Here is an 18,204-nt window from a genome sequence, read left to right on the forward strand (position 1 = left end):
CCCCCTTGTGGCCCGCGCGGGACCACGCCATCGTGGCGCCCCGCACCGCCCCGCCCTCAGCGAGCCGGCGGCCCCGTGCTCTCGCGCGGTTCCAGATGGGGCAGTTCGGCCTGGAGGCTGCGGACCGGGCCGCCGTCGAGGCGGTCGAGCAGCTCCTGCGCGGCGAGCCGGCCGAACCCGGAGGTGTCGCGGACCAGAGCGGTGAGCGGCGGGTGCGTGAGCCGGCACAGGGCCGAGTCGTCCCAGGCGACCAGCGACAGCTGCTGCGGCACCCGGATGCCGCGCTCGGCGGCGACGGAGGCGCCCGCGACGGCCATCACGTCGTTGTCGAAGACGATCGCCGTCGGCGGCTCGGCCTCGTCCAGGATGCGCCGGGTCGCCTCGGCGCCCTCCGCGTCGGAGTAGTCGGTCGTCACCGAGCGGACGTCCGTGCCGGTGAGCCCGAGCCGCCCGGCCTCGGTGCGCAGCGAGCGGATGCGCCGCTCGGTGTGGGCGAGTCCGGGCAGGCCCGCGACGTGCACGATGCGCCGGTGGCCGAGGCCGTGCAGATGCGCGAGGACCGACGCCATCGCGGCCGAGTCGTCGGCCCACACCGTCGAGACGTGCGGGGCGTCGGCGCCGAGGGCGGGCGCGCCGATGACGACGGTGGGCAGGCCGAGCTCGCCGAGGAGCTCGGGGCGCGGGTCGTCGGTGCGCGGGTCGACCACGAGCAGCCCGTCGACCCGGTTCTCGGCCCACCAGCGTCGGTACACCGCGCACTCGGCGTCGATGTCCTCGACGACCTGGAACAGCAGGGCGACCTTGCGGGCGGCGAGCACTTCCTGGACGCCGGAGACGAGCTGCAGGAAGAACGACTCGACGCCGAGGGTGTGCGCGGGCCGGGCGAGCACCAGGCCGATGCTGCCCGAGCGTTCCCCGGACAGGGCGCGGGCGGCGCTGTTGGGCTGCCAGCCCAGTTCCTCGGCGACCCGGTGGATGCGGTCGCGGGTGCCCTGCGAGACGCCCGGCCGGCCGTTCAGGGCGAAGGAGACGGCGCTCTCCGAGACCCCGGCGCGGCGGGCGATGTCCTTGATGGTGGGACGGCGCGCGGGAGTCGTCCTGGCGCCGTCGCCCTGCGGTGGCGGTGGCGGTGTCATCGGGATGCCCCCTCGGGTGCGGTGTGCGGTGCGTCGGCTCCGTCGACGGTGACGGCGACTGCGGGTCCGTAGGCGGAGCGACCTCGGCAGACGGCCTTGATCAGGACCCAGTAGACCCCAGGCGGAGTGTCCATCGGGGGCCGGACACGGAACACGGCCTCCGTCTCGCCCCGGGCCGGCACCCGCAGCGGGACGGCGCGCTCGGCGATCATCCGCCAACTACCGTACGGGGAGACGGCGATGGCCTCGCCGTGCACGGGACCGTGCAGCGTGTTGCCCACGACGGCCCGGATCTCGGCGGCGGCGCCGGGCTCCACCCGTACCGCCGTACACGGCACGTGGACGTCGAGGCCGGGCGGCGGCCCGTCGGCGCCGGGCACGGTGACGGTGAGGCAGTCCTCGACGCCCGCCGCTTCGACGGACACCAGGTGGTCGCCCGGGGGCGCGCCCTCCGGCACGTCGATGACGAGCGGCAGCCGGGCCCGGCCGCCCGCGGTGAGCCGTACCTCGCCTGCGGTCCAGGAGGACGTCCAGCCGTCGGGCGGCCGCACCGTCACCGCGTGCTCCGAACAGTCCTTTCCGGTGGCCGAGTTGGAGGTCAGCACGACGTCGGTGCGCAGCGGTCCGTGGCCGGAGGCGGTGAGCGCCGACGGGGACACCGTCAGGGAGTACGGGGCGTCGCCGAGCGGGGCGGTGCCGGTGTTGTGCAGCCAGTAGCGGCTGAACCGCGGCCGCACGTGCTCCTGCCGGGGCTCGGTCGCCGGCAGCGGGCCGGTGTCGAGCCGCACGGTGGTGTACGCGTGTCCCGGCAGCGTCAGCGGGTCGGCGTCGTCGCGCGCGGTGTCGAGGAGGTCGGCGGCGGCGATGCCGTGCACCGGGACGGCCGTGGTCAGGGCGGTCCCGACGGGGCGCCCGTGGGTCTCGCGCAGCCGCACGGCCAGGGCCTGCCCGTCGGCGCGCTTGACGGTCTCGACGAGGACGCGGTCCGCGGGTTCGACCGTCAGCAGGGAGCGCGCGGCCGGGGCGGTGCCGGGGTGCGGGGTGCCGGTCACGGCGGTCAGGGGCTGGTTGAACTCCCGTCCCCTGCGCACGAGATCGGCCCGGCGCCAGTCGCCGGACGAGGCGACCAGCGCATGCTCGAAGACATGGGTCCAGTGCTGGAGCTGGAAGGCACTGCCGTCGGGGGCGGTACGCCGCGGCGGGTCCATCCACGCGCCGGACGGCCGCCCGGTGCACGACCGCAGCAGCGAGCTGTGCAGCCGCCCCCGGGTGTCGACGGCGAACCCCGGGGTGCCGCGCACCAGCAGGGCGACGGTGCGGTCCTCGAAGGGTTCCGGCGCGGCGGGCACGGGGCTCAGCGCCTCGACACGTCCCTTCTGCGCGACGGCCCGAGCGAGCGCGGCCAGGGCGGCGGGCAGATCGTCACCGGTGAGGACGGCCACCGGCAGATCGCGTACGCCGGTCAGGTCGCACCCGGGAACCCACGCCTCGCGCAGCCCGGTCCGCGCGGGCACCCACACCAGGGGCCCGCGCGCGGCGCGCACGGCCTCGGCGTACGCGGGCCCGGCGTCGGCGAGCACCGCCGCCGTGAAGGAGTTGGCCTCGGGCCCGCCGACGGCGATCCGGAAGTCCGGCAGGCTGCTGTCGACGGCGAGATCACCCCAGCGGGGCCCCCGGGCCCGGGTGGGCGTCGTGGTGACGCCGTACCGGACGAGGGCGGTGACCAGGTCGCGGAGGGGATCGGCACCGAGTCCGGCACCGGCACCATCATCGGCATCGGCATCGGCATCGGCATCGGCATCGGGACAGGGCCCCTCGATCCGGGCCCCGTACCCCGGCACCCCACCGTCCGGCAGCACGATCTCCCCTGCCCCCAGGGCCCGCTCCCCCACCGGCACCCCGTCCGGCCCGAGCAGGGTGGCCCGCAGGGTCGAGGACAGGGCGAACCAGTTCAGGCACGGGCTGTCGAGCGTCCACGGGGCACGGGTGTGGTCGGTGCCGGTGTCCGTGTCGGGGAAGGCGAAGCCGCGGCCCACGGCGGCGGCCGCGGTCTCCGCCACGGGCAGCGCGCCGGGCACGTCCGCCGGGACGCGGAGCCGCAGCAACTGGTCGCTGCCGGTGAACTCGTCGACGCGGGTGGTCAGTTCGACCCGGTCGAGACCGTGCCAGAGGGTGGTCGTGCGGGTCCAGCGGGCGGGCCCGGTGCGGCCGGCGGCGACGATGCGCGCCCCGAGGGGGCTCCGCTCGACGGTGCAGCTGTCGGCGGGCGCGGCTCCTGATCCGACACCGGGCCCCTTGGGCAGCAGGTGCCAGGGCCCTTCCTCGAAGAAGGGGTGGGCGGCGTACTCGTCCTGCACGACCAGTTCGTCGACCTCGCCGGGCGCGTACAGCTCCTGCCCGCCGCGCAGGTCGGTGACGCGGCTCAGGCCGCCGCCGCGCGCCGGATCGGCCTCGATGCGGAACGCTGCGTTGGCGATCACCCGCTTCCCCGCGGACACCGGCTCCCCCTCGGGAACGGACTCCTCTTCGGGCGCGAACTCCCCTTCGGGCACGGGCTCCCAGCCGCCGGACAGCGGTGCGTCGGCGACCACCAGCCACCAGGTGCGGTGCCCCAGCGGCGGCAGGTCGGCGGCGAGGAAGGCGAGCGCCACCTCGTCCGCGCCCACGTGCTCGACCAGTACGGGCGCGAGCCCTCCCGCGGCGTCCCGCACAGCGATCCGCGCGACGTCGAAACCCGCGCCCGGACGTGCCGGGTCCGCCGGACCCGCCGGATCGGTCAGAGCCGTCAGAGCTGTCAGGTCCGTCAGGGCCACCCGTGTGCGCACGACGTCCGTGCGCGTCCAGGAGACCGGATTGAAGACGGTGACCGCCACCGACCCCTCGGGCCCCGTCGTGTCGGCGACCGAGGTCAGCGCGGTGAGCGCCGACTCCCTTACGTCCTCGGCGAGTTCGGCCGCTTCCCGCCAGGTGGGCAGCAGGTCGAGGTACACCTGGTCCGAGAAGGTCCCGGTCACCGCGTCGTGGTGCGCCGCGTGCAGCAGGTGCCGCCACGCCTTGTCCAGGGCGTCGCCCGGGTAGCGCGTCAGCCCCAGGCCGTGGGCGAGCGCCGCGAACGTCTCGGCTTCCTGGACGAGGTTCTCGGCCGCCCGGTGCGCCTGCTTCACGTCCGCGTACGTGACGTCCTTGCCGGTGTAGACCGGGCCCATCTCCCGGGTGACGGGCAGCGGGCGCTCGCCGCGCGCCGCCAGCTCGGCCCGTACGGCGGCGAAGTGCTCGCGCGGCCCGGCGTGTTCGAGGCGCGGCCAGGTGTAGCGGCGGTTCCAGGCGTGCTGGACGTCGAGCCCCCAGGGGTGCGGCCAGGAGAAGTCGGTACCCATCGGGATGAGTACGTTGCGGGTCGCGGCGCCGGTGCGCAACAGCTCGTACAGCGCGAGGAGTTGTTCGGCGGCGGCGTCGGCCGAGGGCGCCTTGTGCGAGAACCAGCCGGCCGAGTAGTGCGCGGGCAGATAGTGCAGCAGGAGGCCGGTGCCGTCCGGTCCCAACCAGTCGTACTCGGCCGGGAGTTGCATCGCGGTCGGCGGGCGCAGCGCCTCGCCCCAGGTGTCCATCATGGGGCCCCACTGATGGTGCGGGCCGCGCGCGAGCACCGCCGAGTCGAGCCCCGCGTCCCGCATCAGCGCGGGGAACGACGGGTCGTGCCCGAAGACGTCCAGCTGCCAGGCGGTGCGCGGCGCGGCGCCGAGGACACCGCGGTGGAAGCCGAGCCCGTGCACCGCGCTGCGGGCGGTCGTCTCGACCGAGGTCAGGTTGGTGGACGGCTCGTTGTAGGTGCCGCCGACGATCTCCAGGCGCCCCTCGGCAATCAACTGCCTTATTTCGTCCCGGTGTTCGGGGTGGGTGTCCCAGAAGGGCTTGAGGTAGTCGATCTCGGACAGGACGAAGCGGTACGCCGGGTCGTCTCGGGCCTGCTGCAGATGCAGCGGGACGAGCGTGAAGGCCGGGACGCCTGTGTACTCCCAGCCCTTCTCCGCCTCTCCGGGGCGGAGCGGGGTGTCCCACAGGGCGGTGTAGGCGGCCTGGGTGTTCCACCACATGGGGTCGTAGTGGAAATGCGGGACGAGCCGGACGGTCCAGCCCGGTTCGGCGACGGGGAGCGCGAAGTCGTACGCGCACAGCTCGCGGCCGTCCGGCGCGGCGACCAGGGCCCGGGCGGGCAGCGGTGTTCCGGGCGCCACGCCGTCGACCCGCACCGCGACCTCGACGACCGTCTCGATCGCCGACTCCCCTGCGGCCGCGGCAAGTTCGGCCTTCGCGTCGACGCCCGCGTACGCCTCGACGGTGTCGGCCCGCACGAGCCTGGGGCGCGGGGTGACGACCTGGGGCCCGGACACGGACACAGTGAACGGGCCGACCGGCCGTGTGCGCCGCACTCGTACGCGCACCACCTGCAGCGGCTCCCGCTCGGGGCCCGTGAAGAGGGCGGGCGTCGTGACGCCGGCGACCTGGATGCCGGAATCCTGCACGTCCACGGGCATATCCATTCTGTGCGACCGGACTGCGCCCTGGAACTAAAGCGCAATAGTGCACCCAGCTTTACGGCCGGTCGGCACACCTGTCAAACCCCCCTCCAGGACCCTCAAGTTCGACTCTGACCTGCACAGACACCCAAGTTCACCTCGAACCATTGACATCAGCTAAAACGCATTAGTAGCCTCAGCGCCGCAACGCGGGGTTCTCTGCCGCGCCACTGCCTTTTACTTCTCTGTATTCGGTCCGAGCAAAGGAGCCCCGGCCATGCGGATATCTCGCCCGTCTCGTCGTGGAGTCACAGCCACCGCGATCGCGGTCACCTCAGCCCTCGTGATGACGGCCTGCGGCGGCTCGGGGGACTCGGGCTCGGGCGGGGGTGACGCGTCCGGCAAGGTCGAGGGCACCGTCACGTTCCAGACCTGGAACCTGAAGACCAACTTCAAGGACTACTTCAACGGCGTCATCGCGGGCTTCGAGAAGAAGTACCCGGATGTCGAGGTCAAGTGGGTCGACCAGCCCGCGGAGGGCTACGCGGACAAGCTCAGCTCGCAGGCCACCGGCAACACCCTGCCCGACGTCGTCAACGTCTCCCCCGACCTCGCGACCCCGCTGGCCAAGGCCGGGCTCGCGCTCAACCTCGACGAGGCCGCGGCCCAGTACAAGGGCGAGTACCTGCCGGGCGCCTGGACGAGCCACCAGATGCCGGGCAAGGACGGCACGTACGCCTTCCCCTGGTACCTGAACACCGGCCCGATGTTCTACAACAAGAAGCTGTTCAAGGACGCGGGTCTCGACGCCGAGAAGCCCCCGACGACGTACGACCAGCTGTTCAAGGACTCGCTGCAGATGGCGAAGAACAGCAAGGGCAGGATCGCGATGCTGGCGAACGCCCCGGCCGTCGAGGACTTCGGCCGCTACGGCGTGAAGCTGATGAACGACGACATGTCGAAGTTCACCTTCAACGAGGCCAAGGGCGTCGAACTGGTCAAGAAGTACAAGGAGTTGTACGACGCGAAGGCGCTGGACTCGCAGGCGCTGACCGCGGTCGCGGAGTCGGCGGGCCGCAAGTTCCAGCAGCAGTCGATCGCCATGAACCCGGGTGGCGCGAACGACCTGGCGACGTACAAGAAGGACGCTCCGAGTCTCTACAAGAACATCGGCGTCACGCCCGCGGTGAACAACACCGGCAAGGACAACATGTACGTCCAGGGCCTGATGGTGAACTCGCAGTCGAAGGTGAAGCCGGCCGCCGTCGCGTTCGCGCACTGGGTGACCGACGCGAAGAACCAGGAGGAGTTCGGCCGCAAGGTCGCGATCTTCCCGTCGACCAAGGGCAGCCTCGACAAGCCGTACTACACCAAGGACGACGGCACCGACGAGGGGCGCATCCGGGTCACCGCCGCCAAGGCCCTGAAGACCGCGGTGAACTACACCCCGGCGGTCTTCACCGAGCAGATGAAGACGGTCCTGAAGAACGAGGTCGCCAAGGCCCTGCAGGGCAAGAAGTCCGCCCAGCAGGCCATGGACGACGCCGTCGCCGCGTGCGACAAGCTGCTGCAGCAGGCCGGCTGACCTCATGACCGCCGCACTGTCGAGCACGCAGAGCGGGGGGCCGGCCGCCACGGCCGCCCCCGGCCCCCCGGCCACCGCCAAGAAGAGCGCCCGCCGGATCAGGACCCATCTGCCGTCCACGCCCTGGCTGTTCCTGCTGCCGGGCCTGCTGGTCAACGGCGCGTTCGTCATCTACCCGTTCGTCTCGACGGTGACGAACTCCTTCACCGACCGGCGCACCCTCCTCGGCGGCGACTGGATCGGCGGCGCCAACTACACGGAGCTGTTCCACGACGAGCGGTTCTGGACGGCGCTGCGCAACAGCGTCCTCTACATGGTCGGCGTCGTCCCGCTCCTGGTGATCCTGCCGCTGCTGCTGGCGATGCTGGTGCAGCGGTATCTGCCCGGCATCACCTTCTTCCGGTCCGCGTTCTACACGCCGGTCGTCGCCTCCGTCGTCGTGGTCGGCCTGATCTGGGTGTGGATGCTCGACGACCGCGGCCTGGTCAACGCCGTGCTCGGCGCGATCGGCGTCGGACCCGTGCACTTCCTGAGCGACCAGTGGCTGCTGCTGGTCAGCGCGATGCTGGTGACGGTCTGGAAGGGCCTCGGCTACTACATGATCGTTTACATGGCCGCGCTCGGGAACGTCCCGCGCGAGCTGCACGAGGCCGCCGCCGTGGACGGGGCGGGTGCGGTGCGCCGCTTCCTCAGCGTGACCGTGCCGGCCGTGCGCCCCACGATGGTGCTGGTCGCCGCCCTGTCCTCCGTGAACGCCTTCAAGGTGTTCTCCGAGGTCTATCTGATGGCGGGCCCGACCGGCGGCCCCGGCGGCGAGGACACCACGCTCGTCATGCTGATCCAGCAGGTCGGCACCGGTCTGTCCGGCCGGGTCGGCTACGCCTCGGCGATCTCGGTGGTCGTGTTCGTGATCACCCTCGTGCTGATGCTGCTCGTGCTGCGTGCCGACCGTAAGGAGGACGCGTGAGCGCCCGCACTCCGTCCCGCACCCCCTCCCGGACGATCGACAGGTTCACGGCCGACGGTGGCCGCCGCCCGCCCGTCTGGCGGCTGGTCCTGCGCTATCTGCTGCTGCTCGTGGTCTTCGCGATCCTCGTCGGCCCGTTCCTGTGGCAGCTGTCCACGTCGCTGAAGGGACCCACCGAGGACATCTACAGCTATCCGCCGAAGCTGCTCCCCGCGCACCCGACGTTCGACAACTTCAAGAAGGTCGCCGACCTCATCCCGGTCTGGGACTTCGCGCTGAACTCGCTGAAGGTCGCCGTCGCCAACGTCCTGACCAACTGCGTGGGCGCGGCGCTCGCCGGTTACGCCCTGGCCCGGCTGAAGTTCGGCGGACGGAAACTGACCGCGGTCGCCTTCGTCATGGCGATGCTGGTGCCGGTCGAGTCGATCATCATCGCCCAGTTCATGACGATGCGGGACCTCCAGCTCAACAACACCCTGACCGCCGTGGTGCTGCCCGGCTGCGTCGGCGCCCTGAACGTGCTGCTGATGCGCAACGCCTTCGCGAACATCCCGTACGAGATCGAGGAGGCCGCCTACTGCGACGGCGCCAACGCCTGGCAGCGGTTCACCCGGATCGCGCTGCCCGCGGTGAAGGGCACGCTCGCCGTCGTCGCGATCTTCTCCTTCATGGGGGCGTGGGACGACTTCCTGTGGCCGCTGATCGTGCTGAGCGACCAGGCGAACTTCACGCTCACCATCGGCCTGAACTATCTGCACGGCACGTTCGCCAACAACCAGCGCCTGGTGGCCGCCGGCACCGTCATCGCCGTGGCCCCGCTGATCGTGCTCTTCGCGTGTCTGCAGCGCTACTTCTTCCGCGGGGTCGGCGAGGGCGCGGTCAAGGGCTGAGCCCGTACGCGTCCGTCCCCCACCCCTTCCCCGTACGACTAGGAACTGCCGCATGCCCGAAACGGCCCGCCCGCTGCGCTTCGGCGCCAACTACACGCCCACGCAGGGCTGGTTCCACCACTGGCTCGACTTCGACCTCGACGCCGTGCGCGCCGATCTCGACTCGATCGCCTCGCTCGGCCTCGACCACGTGCGGGTCTTCCCGCTGTGGCCGCTGTTCCAGCCGAACCGGACGCTGATCCGGCCGCGCGCCGTGGAGCAGCTGGTACAGCTCGCGGACGCCGCCGCCGAACGCGGTCTCGACGTGAACGTGGACGGTCTGCAAGGGCACTTGTCGAGCTTCGACTTCCTGCCGGCCTGGACGCAGACCTGGCACCGCCGCAACCTCTTCTCCGACCCCGAGGTGGTCGCGGGCCAGGAGGAGTACCTGCGCACGCTGGCCGCCGCGCTCGCCGACCGGCCGAACTTCCTCGGCATGACCATCGGCAACGAGATCAACCAGTTCTCGGGCGACCCGCACCCCGACCCGGACCGCATCTCCCATGAGCAGGCGGGGAGGTGGCTGGAGCGGATGCTCGCCGCGTGCGAGGCGGGGGCGCCGGGGAAGTTCCATCTGCACGCCGAGTACGACGCCGCCTGGTACCTGGACGGGCATCCGTTCACGCCCGCGCAGGCCGCCCGGCTCGGCGGGGCGACGGCCGTGCACTCGTGGGTGTTCAACGGCACCGCCCAGCGGCACGGCCGTACGGGCGTGGCGACCGAGCACCACGCCGCGTACCTGATCGAGCTGGCCCGCGCCTGGCACACCGACCCCGAGCGGCCCGTCTGGCTGCAGGAGGTCGGCGCGCCGGCCCCGCACATCCCGGCCGAGCACGCGGCGCACTTCACCGAGGCCACCATCGCCAACGCGCTGGACTGCGAGAACGTCTGGGGGGTCACCTGGTGGTGCTCGCACGATGTCTCCCGGGACCTCGCCGACTTCCCCGAACTCGAGTACAGCCTGGGCCTGTTGACCAACGAACGTGAGGTCAAGCCCGCGGGTGCGGCCATCGCGCGGGTCGTCGAGCAGTGGCGCGGCCGCGACCACGAGCCCGCGCCGCGCGGCACCGCGCTCGTCCTCGACACCGGGGACACCGTCGCGTCACCCCGCCGTGCGCTGTGCGGTCCGGGCGGCGTCTTCTTCGAGGCCTGGCACCGTCTGACGGCTCAGGGCGTCCGCCCCGCCGTGGTCCTGGCCGAGCACGCGCACGACACAGAGCACCTGGCCGCCCGCGGCATCACCGCGGTGGTCACCCCCGAAGAGGTCGACTGACTCTCGTCCGCCGCACCGGTTACCGTCGCTGAGCCCCGGTAACACCCCTGGTAACACCCGCACCACGAGAAGTTGGAGCCCCCATGCATGACGACCGCGCCCTGGTAGAGGCCCGTCTCAAGCGCGTGCTCGACGAGCGCATCCGCCCTGCCGTGTACCCGGAGTCGGTGCCGCTGACGGTCGAGGCGTGGACCGCGCCCGGCGAGCCGGTGCCGGTCGCCGAGGGCCTGGCCGCGACGCACGAGCCGGTCGCGGTCGGCGACGCGTGGGGGGCTCCGTGGGCCACGACCTGGTTCAAGGTGACCGGCGAGGTGCCCGCCGGGTGGGCCGGGAGGACGGTCGAGGCGGTGCTCGACCTCGGCTTCGACGAGCGGATGCCCGGCTTCCAGTGCGAGGCGCTCGTCTACACGCCGGCCGGCGAGCCGGTCAAGGCCGTCAACCCGCGCAACCAGTGGGTGCGGGTCGGCGACCCGGCGACCGGTGGTGAGCGGGTCGAGTGGCACCTGGAGGCGGCCTCCAACCCGGTGCTGCTCGGCGACAACCCGTTCCGTCCGACCGACCTCGGTGACAAGGAGACCGCGGGCGACGAGCCCCAGTACCGCCTGGAGCGGATGGATCTCGCGGTCTTCGACCGGGACGTGTGGGAGCTGGTGGCCGACCTGGAGGTGGTCGGCGAGCTGATGGAGCAGCTGCCGGTGGAGGGCGGGCGCCGCTGGGAGCTGCTGCGCGCGGTGAGCCGCTGCCTCGACGCCGTCGACCTGCAGGACGTCAACGGCACGGCGGCGGCGGCCCGTTCGCACCTCACCGGCGTGCTGTCCGCCCCGGCGGACGCCTCCGCGCACCGGATCAGCGCGGTCGGCCACGCGCACATCGACTCGGCGTGGCTGTGGCCGCTGCGCGAGACGGTCCGCAAGGTGGCGCGCACGACGTCGAACATGACGAACCTCCTCGAATCGGAGGACGAGTTCGTCTACGCCATGTCCCAGGCCCAGCAGTACGCCTGGATCAAGGAGCACCGCCCCGAGGTCTACGCCAAGGTCAAGAAGGCGGTCGCCGAGGGCCGGTTCGTGCCGGCCGGCGGCATGTGGGTGGAGTCGGACACGAACATGCCGGGCTCGGAGGCGATGGCCCGTCAGTTCGTGCACGGCAAGCGGTTCTTCCTCGACGAGTTCGGCATCGAGAACGAGGAGGCCTGGCTGCCCGACACCTTCGGCTTCGCCGCGGGCCTGCCGCAGATCATCAAGGCAGCCGGCTCCAAGTGGCTGCTGACGCAGAAGATCTCGTGGTCGCAGATCAACAAGTTCCCGCACCACACCTTCAACTGGGAAGGCATCGACGGGACCCGGATCTTCACGCACTTCCCGCCGGTCGACACGTACAACTGCTCCATGCTGGGCCGCGAGATCGCCCATGCGGCAAGCAACTTCAAGGACAAGGGCGTCGCCCGGCACTCGCTGGCGCCGACCGGCTGGGGCGACGGCGGCGGCGGCACCACCCGCGAGATGATCGCCAAGGCCAAGCGCATGAAGTCGCTGGAGGGCTCGGCGCACGTCACCTGGGAGACGCCGGCCGAGTTCTTCACCAAGGCCGAGGCGGAGTACCCCGAACCTCCCGTCTGGGTAGGCGAGTTGTACCTCGAACTGCACCGCGCCACCCTCACCAGCCAGGCGCGGACCAAGCAGGGCAACCGCCGCTCGGAACACCTGCTGCGCGAGGCCGAGCTGTGGGCGGCGACGGCCGCCGTGCGCACCGGATTCCCCTACCCCTACGAGGACTTGGACCGGATCTGGAAGACGGTCCTGCTGCACCAGTTCCACGACATCCTGCCGGGCTCGTCGATCGCCTGGGTGCACCGCGAGGCGGAGAAGACGTACGCGGCGGTGGCGGCGGAGCTGACCGGGATCGTCGAGGCGGCGCAGCGCGCGCTCGCGGGCGACGGCGAGGAGGAGCTCGTCTTCAACGCGGCGGCGCACGAGCGGTCCGGGATCGCGGCGGGCGGCGCGGGCGTCCCGGCGGTGTCCGGCACGGTGACGCTGACGGATCGCGCGGACGGCGGCCACGTCCTGGACAACGGTCTGCTGCGGGTCGAGATCGACGCCCGCGGGCTCGTGGTCTCGGCGTACGACATCGAGGCGGACCGCGAGACGGTCGCCCCGGGCGCGGCCGCGAACCTGCTCCAGATCCACCCCGACTTCCCCAACATGTGGGACGCGTGGGACGTCGACGCGTTCTACCGCAATGTCGTCACGGATCTGACGGACGTCGACACGGTGACGGTCCTCTCAAAGACCGCGGCCGGGGTCTCGGTCGAGGTGGTCCGCTCCTTCGGCTCCTCGCGCGCCACCCAGGTGCTGACGCTGGCGGCGGGCACGAAGCGCCTGGACATCGACACCGAGGTGGACTGGCACGAGACGGAGAAGTTCCTCAAGGCGGCCTTCCCGGTCGACGTGCACGCGGACCGGTACGCGGCGGAGACGCAGTTCGGTCACCTGTACCGGCCCACGCACACCAATACGAGCTGGGAGGCCGCCAAGTTCGAGGCCTGCAACCACCGCTTCCTGCACCTGGCCGAGCCGGGCTTCGGGGTGGCGCTGGTGAACGACTCGACGTACGGCCACGACGTGACCCGCACGGTCCGGGAGTCCGACTCCGGCACGACCACCACGGTCCGCCTCTCCCTGCTCCGCGCCCCGCGCTTCCCCGACCCGCGGACCGACCAGGGCGTGCACCGCTTCCGGTACGCGCTCGCGCCCGGCGCGAGCGTGGTCGACGCGGTCCGCGAGGGCTTCGGCATCAACCTGCCCGAGCGCCGTGTGACCGGCTCGGGCACGGTCGCCCCGCTGTGCACGGCGGCGTCGGACGCGGTGGCGCTGAGCGCGGTGAAGCTGGCCGACGACGGCTCCGGCGACGTGGTGGTCCGCCTCTACGAGACCGCCGGCGGCCGCGCCCGCACGTCCCTGCGGCTCGGCTTCCCCGCGGCCTCGGTGACCGCGACGGACCTCCTGGAGCGCCCGCTCGCGGACGCCCCGGCGCTCACCGTGGAGGACGGTGAGGTGGCCCTGTCGCTGCGGCCGTTCGAGCTGGTGACGCTGCGGTTCGGCCGCTGACGCACGGACACGACGGCGGGCCCGCGCGAGGTGCGCGGGCCCGCCGTCGTGGCTACCGGAGCTCAGCTCTCGTCGGGCTCCAGGGTCAGCGAGATCGAGTTGATGCAGTACCGCTGGTCCGTCGGGGTCGGATACCCCTCACCCTCGAACACGTGCCCGAGGTGCGAACCGCATCGGGCACACCGCACCTCGGTGCGGACCATGCCGTGCGAGCGGTCCTCGATCAGTTCGACGGCGTCCGACTGCTTCGGGTCGTAGAAGGACGGCCAGCCGCAGTGCGACTCGAACTTCTCGGTCGAGGTGAAGAGCTCGGCGCCGCACGCCCGGCAGGCGTAGACGCCCTTGGTCCTGGTGTCCGTGTACTCACCGGTGAAGGCGGGCTCGGTGCCGGCCTGGCGCAGTACCGCGTACTCCGCCGGGTTCAGCTCCGCGCGCCACTGCTCGTCCGGCTTCTCGACGTCGTACGACATGGAGGCACTCCCTTAACGCTGTGCGAGGTGGTCCAGAATGCGCGGGCCGAGGTCCGTGACGTCGCCCGCGCCCATGGTGAGAACGAGATCACCGGGCTTGGCCATTCCCGCGACCGCCTCGACGGCCGCCGCCTTGTCGTGGGCCGCCTGCACGTCGGCACCGGCCGCACGGGCCGCGTCGACGATCAGGGCGCTGGTGATGCCGGGGATCGGGTCCTCGCGGGCCGGGTAGATGTCGAGGACGACCGAGCCGTCCGCGAGGGCCAGCGCCTCGCCCATCTCCTTGCCCAGTTCCTGGGTGCGGGAGAACAGGTGCGGCTGGAAGAGGACCAGCAGGCGGGAGTCGTCCGCCGCGGCGCGCATCGCCTCCAGGTCGGCCGTCATCTCGGTCGGGTGGTGCGCGTACGAGTCGATGACCTGCACGCCGTTCTCCTCGCCCTTGAGCTGGAGGCGGCGCTTGACGCCGGTGTAGGACTTGAGGGCCGCGGCCAGGTTCCGGGACGGGATGCCGAGCGCCACGCCCGCCGCGAGCGCGGCGACCGCGTTGTGCGCGTAGTGGCGGCCGGGCACCGAGACGGTGAAGGTGAGCAGCTTGCCGTCCAGCAGGACCGTTACCTCGCTGGTCAGGCCGCGCGGGGTCACCTTGTGGATGCGGATGTCCGCGGACGGCGACTCGCCGTACGTGACGACCTTGAGGGACGTCGTGTCGCGGATGCGGCGGGTCAGCTCGACCGCGCCGGGGTGGTCGGCGGCGATGACGAGCGTGCCGCCGGGGACGATCTTCGAGGTGAAGATCTCGAAGGAGTCGTAGATCTCGTCCATCGACGCGTAGTTCGCGTGGTGGTCGAGCTCGACGTTCAGGATGATCGCGACTTCGGGCCGGTACTTGTGGAAGCTGCGGTCCGACTCGTCGGCCTCGGCGACGAAGATGTCGCCCTCGCCGTGCAGCGCGTTCGAGCCGGGGGCGTCGAGGTCGCCGCCGATCGCGTACGACGGGTTCAGGCCGAGGGAGCTCAGGGACACCGCGAGCATCGACGTGGTGGTCGTCTTGCCGTGCGTGCCCGCCACCGCGATCGGGCGCAGGCCGTCCATGAGCGAGGCGAGCGCGTCGGAGCGGTGCACCACCGGGACGTCCAGCTCGGCGGCGCGCAGCAGCTCCGGGTTGTCCTCGCGGATGGCCGAGGAGACGACCACGCAGGTGGCATCGGGGGCGAGGTGGGCGGCGTCGTGGCCGATGTGGACCGTGACGCCGAGCGCGCGCAGGGCCTCGGCCGTGGCGGACTCCCGCGCGTCGCTGCCCGCGACCCGCGCGCCGCGCTGGGCGAGGATCTTGGCGATGCCCGACATTCCGGCGCCGCCGATGCCGATGAAGTGCGGTCGGTCCATGGCGGTGGGCAGGCCGGGTGCCATACGTGTTTCTCCCCTGCGGTCCTTGGGTGGCGGTGACGCGGTCCGTAGCCACCACGGCTACGGACCGGGCCCAGCCTATTGCCTCGGCCGGCCCGCCCGTGCCGTGCGCCCCGCGGCCTACGCCTTGCTGTACGAGAACAGCTTCAGTACCGGCACGCCCACCTTGTGCCGGGCCCGCGAGGCCCAGTCCCGGTGGAAGAACTCCTCGACGTAGTGCGGGTCGGTCAGCACGATCACCTCGTCCGCCTTCACCTCGTCGACCAGTCCCTTGAGCGCGTCGAGCGGATGGTCCTCGACGATCCTGCCCTCGGCCGCGCACCCGGCCTGGTGCAGCGCGGTGAGGGAGACCTGGAGGGCCCGCTGCGCGGGCTCCGTGGCGTCCTGGCCCTCGGGGACCTCGCCCTCGCGGGCCGCCTCGTCCAGCTCCCCCATCGCGACGTCGTCGATGGCCCGCAGCAGGCGGTCCGCCTGGTCACCGCGGGGCTGGAGCAGCACGTGGAAAGAGACTTCCTCGTCGCCGTGCAAAGTGGTGACGAACTCCACGTCGGCCGACGTCAGGGCCTTCTCGATCATCAATACGCTCGTGAACACGACGGGCGCCCTTCTTCTCCTACCGTGGGCCGCCGCAGGGCGGCGGCCCCTGGGGGACCTGCGGAAACCATCCTGCCCCGTGGCCGCACGGGGTCTGCGAGTTTTAGTGTGCCCAGCGGAAGCCAAACGGAACGGATCATTCCGCCGAGTGTCGGATCCGACGGTATCGGGTGAAGAGGAAACCGTCCTCTTCCAGGAGAGATGCCAGCTCGAAACGTTCCGGCAGGGCCAGCTCAGGGCCTCCGGCGATCCGCTGGGCGGCGCCCGCGGTGAGCAGCGGCGCCACCGTCAGGCACAGCTCGTCGAGCACCTGTGCGGCCACGAACTGGCCCAGCAGCCGCGGCCCGCCCTCCGTGAGCAGCCGGGTCAGCCCCCGCTCGGCCAGCGCCCGCACCGCGCGCCGCGGATCGACGCCCGCGTCGTCCCCCGCGACCAGCACCTCGACACCGGCCTCGCGCGCCGCCGCCGTCCGGTCCGCCGGCGCGCCCGCGCCGGTGATCACGTACGTGGGCACCAGCGGCTCGGTGAAGAGCGGCAGGCCGAAATCGAGGTCGAGGCTCGCGCTGATCACCGCGATGGACGGCGCGGGGCCCTGCCCGGCCGCCTTCCGGCGCGCGGCGAACGCCTCCCGGGCCCGGGCCGGCCGGTACCCCTCCTGGCGGACCGTCTGGGCGCCGACGACCACGGCGTCCGCGAGCCCGCGCAGGGTGCCGAAGATCCGCATGTCGGCGGGGCAGGAGAGGGGCTGGGAGCGGCCGTCGTGCTGGGCGGCACCGTCGAGGGTGGAGACCATGTTGGCGCGCAGCCGGACCTCCCCCGCCGCGTCGGCCGGGTAGGCATAGGCGTCGGCGAGCTCGTCGAGGCTCCATTCACGCCCCGCGGACCCCACCGGCCCGTCGCGCCCCTCCCGACCCTCGTGATCTGCTGTTTCGTACGTCACAGGGAACAGGCGTCGCATGACGTGCAGTGTGGCACGGCCACTAAGCTGGGGAGCTGTGTCGTCCTCCACCGAAGCCGCCGGCTCCCGCCAGCCGGGCATCAGCCCCATAGCCGACGCGGCGCCCCAGTCCCTGTGCGCCCGTGAGCCGCACGTCCCCGCGGAGCGCCTGGTCGCCGAGATGGTGCCGCCGCCCCGTTTCGACGCCGTCCGCTTCGACACGTACATCCCCGATCCGAACCAGCCGAGCCAGACGCAGGCCGTGCAGGTGCTGAGCTCGTTCGCCGCCGGGCTCGGCGGGGCGCACGCCTCCGGTTCCGGCCGGAAGCGGGGTCTCTTCGGCCTCGGCAAGAAGGCCGCCGCCCCGGCCGGGCCCCGCGGCGTCTATCTCGACGGCGGGTACGGCGTCGGCAAGACCCACCTCCTCGCCTCCCTGTGGCACGCCACCCCGGCGGCGCCCGAGCACAAGGCGTTCGGCACGTTCGTGGAGCTCACCAATCTGGTGGGCGCCCTCGGCTTCCAGCAGACGGTGCGGACCCTGAGCGGGCACCGGCTGCTGTGCATCGACGAGTTCGAGCTCGACGATCCCGGCGACACCGTCCTCGTCTCCTCGCTGCTCGGCAAGCTGGTCGACGCGGGCGTCGCGCTCGCCGCCACCTCGAACACGCTGCCCGGCAAGCTCGGCGAGGGCCGGTTCGCCGCCGTCGACTTCCTGCGCGAGATCCAGGGCCTGTCGGCGCACTTCCGGCCGCTGCGCATCGACGGCGAGGACTACCGGCACCGCGGCCTGCCCGAGGCGCCCGCGCCGTTCTCCGACGAGCAGGTCACCCAGGCCGCGTACGCCACCGAGGGCGCCTCGCTCGACGGCTTCCCTCAGCTGCTGGAGCATCTGGCGCGGGTGCATCCCAGCCGGTACGGCGCGCTGACGGACGATCTCACGGCCGTGTGCCTCACCGATGTCTCCGCCGTGCCCGACCAGTCCACCGCGCTGCGGCTCGTGGTGCTCGCCGACCGGCTCTACGACCGGGAGATCCCGGTGCTCGCCTCGGGGCTGCCGTTCGACCGGCTGTTCAGCGAGGAGATGCTGAACGGGGGCTACCGGAAGAAGTATTTCCGGGCGATCTCGCGGCTCACCGCGCTGGCTCGTGACGCCAAGGGGCTCGTCCCCGCCTAGGCATGTGCCGTTGAGGGATGCGACACGAGTAACCGTCCCTCAACTGCAGTTGCTACGCGCGTGGTTCACGCGGGGAAAGGCACGTGATAGACACAGCCGGGTCACAGT

The 18,204-nt window shown here is 72.0% G+C and carries 12 protein-coding genes; 6 read left to right on the forward strand and 6 right to left on the reverse strand.

The genetic code is table 11. The annotated features are described in order from the left end of the window. Window positions 1–56: 56 nt before the first annotated feature. Together ACQUQD_RS09660 and ACQUQD_RS09665 are read right to left on the reverse strand one after the other, a co-directional pair. Window positions 57–1,136 (reverse strand): LacI family DNA-binding transcriptional regulator, encoded by a 1,080-nt coding sequence (locus ACQUQD_RS09660; RefSeq protein WP_428951624.1) that lies wholly within the window; start codon window positions 1,134–1,136, stop codon window positions 57–59. Then, entirely contained in the window at window positions 1,133–5,665 is a 4,533-nt protein-coding gene (locus ACQUQD_RS09665) for an NEW3 domain-containing protein (RefSeq protein ID WP_428951625.1), read from the reverse strand. The genes ACQUQD_RS09660 and ACQUQD_RS09665 overlap by 4 nt, the downstream gene beginning before the upstream one ends. Window positions 5,666–5,930: 265 nt before the next feature. Here ACQUQD_RS09665 and ACQUQD_RS09670 point away from each other — a divergent pair, with 265 nt between their 5' ends. The 5 genes from ACQUQD_RS09670 (at window position 5,931) to ACQUQD_RS09690 (ending at window position 13,514) form a co-directional block, all read left to right on the forward strand. Beyond that, window positions 5,931–7,238 (forward strand): ABC transporter substrate-binding protein, encoded by a 1,308-nt coding sequence (locus tag ACQUQD_RS09670; RefSeq protein ID WP_428951626.1) that lies wholly within the window; start codon window positions 5,931–5,933, stop codon window positions 7,236–7,238. Between the two features lie 4 nt (window positions 7,239–7,242). Continuing rightward, entirely contained in the window at window positions 7,243–8,205 is a 963-nt protein-coding gene (locus ACQUQD_RS09675; RefSeq protein ID WP_428951627.1) for a carbohydrate ABC transporter permease, read from the forward strand. Further along, the gene (locus ACQUQD_RS09680) at window positions 8,202–9,095 is read left to right on the forward strand and encodes a carbohydrate ABC transporter permease (RefSeq protein ID WP_428951628.1); all 894 of its coding nucleotides are present in this window, start codon (window positions 8,202–8,204) and stop codon (window positions 9,093–9,095) included. The genes ACQUQD_RS09675 and ACQUQD_RS09680 overlap by 4 nt, the downstream gene beginning before the upstream one ends. 52 nt (window positions 9,096–9,147) lie before the next feature. Then, window positions 9,148–10,407 carry a glycoside hydrolase 5 family protein gene (locus tag ACQUQD_RS09685; RefSeq protein WP_428951629.1) on the forward strand — a complete coding sequence of 420 codons (1,260 nt, stop codon included), beginning with the start codon at window positions 9,148–9,150 and terminating at the stop codon, window positions 10,405–10,407. Between the two features lie 83 nt (window positions 10,408–10,490). Further along, window positions 10,491–13,514 (forward strand): alpha-mannosidase, encoded by a 3,024-nt coding sequence (locus ACQUQD_RS09690; RefSeq protein WP_428951630.1) that lies wholly within the window; start codon window positions 10,491–10,493, stop codon window positions 13,512–13,514. Between the two features lie 62 nt (window positions 13,515–13,576). On the opposite strand, the gene msrB is transcribed toward ACQUQD_RS09690, so the two are convergent. The 4 genes from msrB to ACQUQD_RS09710 form a co-directional block, all read right to left on the reverse strand. Beyond that, window positions 13,577–13,984, reverse strand: a complete 408-nt coding sequence (gene msrB / locus ACQUQD_RS09695; RefSeq protein ID WP_428951631.1) for a peptide-methionine (R)-S-oxide reductase MsrB — start codon at window positions 13,982–13,984, stop codon at window positions 13,577–13,579. 12 nt (window positions 13,985–13,996) lie between these two features. Next, window positions 13,997–15,394 (reverse strand): UDP-N-acetylmuramate--L-alanine ligase, encoded by a 1,398-nt coding sequence (gene murC, locus ACQUQD_RS09700; RefSeq protein ID WP_428951632.1) that lies wholly within the window; start codon window positions 15,392–15,394, stop codon window positions 13,997–13,999. 117 nt (window positions 15,395–15,511) lie between these two features. Next, complete coding sequence (locus ACQUQD_RS09705; protein ID WP_428951633.1) at window positions 15,512–15,985, reverse strand: indole-3-glycerol phosphate synthase; 474 nt, start codon at window positions 15,983–15,985, stop codon at window positions 15,512–15,514. Between the two features lie 136 nt (window positions 15,986–16,121). Further along, on the reverse strand, window positions 16,122–16,943 hold the full coding sequence (locus ACQUQD_RS09710; RefSeq protein WP_428951634.1) for a pyrimidine reductase family protein: 822 nt from the start codon (window positions 16,941–16,943) through the stop codon (window positions 16,122–16,124). A 37-nt stretch (window positions 16,944–16,980) separates the two neighbouring features. Between ACQUQD_RS09710 and zapE the strand changes: the two genes are divergently transcribed. Continuing rightward, window positions 16,981–18,096 (forward strand): cell division protein ZapE, encoded by a 1,116-nt coding sequence (gene zapE, locus ACQUQD_RS09715; protein WP_428951635.1) that lies wholly within the window; start codon window positions 16,981–16,983, stop codon window positions 18,094–18,096. Window positions 18,097–18,204: the final 108 nt, after the last annotated feature.

Source organism: Streptomyces sp. cg35 (assembly GCF_050410835.1).
GTDB lineage: Bacteria > Actinomycetota > Actinomycetes > Streptomycetales > Streptomycetaceae > Streptomyces.

What these genes read in the sequence shown, in the direction of transcription:
- ACQUQD_RS09660 (WP_428951624.1), bottom strand. Translation starts at nt 1,136, where the DNA reads ATGACACCGCCACCGCCACCGCAGGGCGACGGCGCCAGGACGACTCCC.
- ACQUQD_RS09670 (WP_428951626.1), top strand. Translation starts at nt 5,931, where the DNA reads ATGCGGATATCTCGCCCGTCTCGTCGTGGAGTCACAGCCACCGCGATC.
- ACQUQD_RS09675 (WP_428951627.1), top strand. Translation starts at nt 7,243, where the DNA reads ATGACCGCCGCACTGTCGAGCACGCAGAGCGGGGGGCCGGCCGCCACG.
- ACQUQD_RS09685 (WP_428951629.1), top strand. Translation starts at nt 9,148, where the DNA reads ATGCCCGAAACGGCCCGCCCGCTGCGCTTCGGCGCCAACTACACGCCC.
- ACQUQD_RS09690 (WP_428951630.1), top strand. Translation starts at nt 10,491, where the DNA reads ATGCATGACGACCGCGCCCTGGTAGAGGCCCGTCTCAAGCGCGTGCTC.
- msrB (WP_428951631.1), bottom strand. Translation starts at nt 13,984, where the DNA reads ATGTCGTACGACGTCGAGAAGCCGGACGAGCAGTGGCGCGCGGAGCTG.
- murC (WP_428951632.1), bottom strand. Translation starts at nt 15,394, where the DNA reads ATGGCACCCGGCCTGCCCACCGCCATGGACCGACCGCACTTCATCGGC.
- ACQUQD_RS09710 (WP_428951634.1), bottom strand. Translation starts at nt 16,943, where the DNA reads ATGCGACGCCTGTTCCCTGTGACGTACGAAACAGCAGATCACGAGGGT.